General features: G+C 72.9%; 2 protein-coding genes. One reads left to right on the top strand and one right to left on the bottom strand.

Annotation, left to right across the window (positions count from 1 at the left end):
* The coding region (locus tag G6022_RS06745) for a maltotransferase domain-containing protein (RefSeq protein ID WP_182691228.1) at positions 1 to 465 on the bottom strand (465 nt) is incomplete at its 3' end.
* A 153-nt stretch (positions 466 to 618) separates the two neighbouring features.
* Here G6022_RS06745 and G6022_RS06740 point away from each other — a divergent pair.
* Positions 619 to 1461: an ABC transporter ATP-binding protein gene (locus G6022_RS06740; RefSeq protein ID WP_179525543.1), complete on the top strand. Its 843-nt coding sequence runs from the start codon at positions 619 to 621 to the stop codon at positions 1459 to 1461.
* Positions 1462 to 1536: the final 75 nt, after the last annotated feature.

Raw genomic sequence — 1536 nt, 5'->3', positions numbered from 1 at the left:
GTCCCCGGTGCCGCGGAGCGCGGTGGCCGCATCCGTCAGCAGCGCGGCCCGGTCGGGGTCACCCGACGCGGTCGCCTGTGCGGCGCCGGCGTCCAGGACCCGGGCGCCCACCTCGAACTCGTTGCCCAGGACGTCGGCGCCCTGGCCTGCGTCCATCTTCTTGACGATGCCGCTGTTCCACGTGGCGAACGGATCCGACCAGGCCTCGACACGGAACGACCACATCCCGGGGGCGTCGGTGGTGAGCAGCGCGTGGACGGTGTCCGCCTCCGCCCCGGGGGACATGGTCGTCCGGGAGGAGGCCCCACCGGGACGGCGGACCACCAGGCTCGCCGACAGCGCGTCGTGGCCCTCCCGCCACACGGTCGCCGAGATCGGCACCACCTCACCCACGACCGACTTGGCGGGGAACCTCCCGCAGGAGACCAGGGGGCGGACCTCGTCGATGGCCAGACGGTCGTTCACGTCGGTGCTCCTCTCGGCTGCGGGCTCCGGGGTGCGGACGCCTCTACGCACACGACGCTATCGAAGCGGGCGTCGATCGGGGAGGGGCGTCGCGCCGGTGTTCACGCGCACGAGCCGTGTTCCTCGCCACCCGGCCACCGGATAGGGGGTTAGATGGGGTCCGTGAGAACGCCTATCGAGACCGATCCCGACCTCGTCCTGGACCTGACAGACGTCTCGCTCCGGAGGGACGGGCGGACGCTGGTGGGCCCCGTCACCTGGCAGGTCGAGTTGGACGAGCGGTGGGTCGTCCTGGGCCCCAACGGTGCGGGCAAGACCTCGCTGCTCCGGATCGCCTCGGCGCTCGAGTACCCGAGCACCGGTTCGGCGGTGATCCTGGGGGAGCAACTGGGTCGCACCGAGGTCACCGAGCTCCGCAGCCGGGTGGGCCTGTCGTCCGCCGCGGTGGCCGGCCGGATCCCCGGCGACGAGGTGGTCAAGGACCTGGTGGTCTCCGCCGGGTACGCCGTGCTGGGCCGGTGGCGGGAGGCGTACGACCAGGCCGACTTCGACCGCGCGGCGGACACGCTGGAGATGATCGGCGGAGAGCACCTGGCCGACCGGACCTGGGGGACCCTCTCGGAGGGTGAGCGCAAGCGGGTGCTGATCGCCCGCGCGATGATGACCGACCCGGAGCTGCTCCTGCTCGACGAGCCGGGGGCGGGGCTGGACCTGGGGGGCCGGGAGGATCTGGTCGCCCGTCTGGCGGACATGGCCCTCGACCCCGACGCGCCCGCCACCGTCCTGGTGACCCACCACGTGGAGGAGATACCCCCGGGTTTCACCCACGCGATGCTCCTCGCGGAGGGAGGGGTCACGGCCACCGGCCTGATCGACGACGTGATCACCTCGGAGAACCTCAGCACCGCGTTCGCGCAGTCGATCGTCGTCGACTCGATCGACGGGCGGTTCTTCGCGCGCCGGGCGCGTCGGTCCGGCCGACACCGGCGGCCGTGAACCGCACAGTCGACCCCGTGGCGACCCCGGCCGGGCCCGTCCCCGTCCGTGAGGCCGCCACGGTGGCGTTGGTCC

This window comes from Dietzia sp. Cai40 (assembly GCF_014145165.1).
GTDB lineage: Bacteria > Actinomycetota > Actinomycetes > Mycobacteriales > Mycobacteriaceae > Dietzia > Dietzia natronolimnaea.
The sequence above is the reverse complement of the archived record's forward strand: the minus strand, read 5'-3'. Positions and strand labels throughout refer to the sequence as shown.

What these genes read in the sequence shown, in the direction of transcription:
- G6022_RS06740 (WP_179525543.1), top strand. Translation starts at nt 619, where the DNA reads ATGGGGTCCGTGAGAACGCCTATCGAGACCGATCCCGACCTCGTCCTG.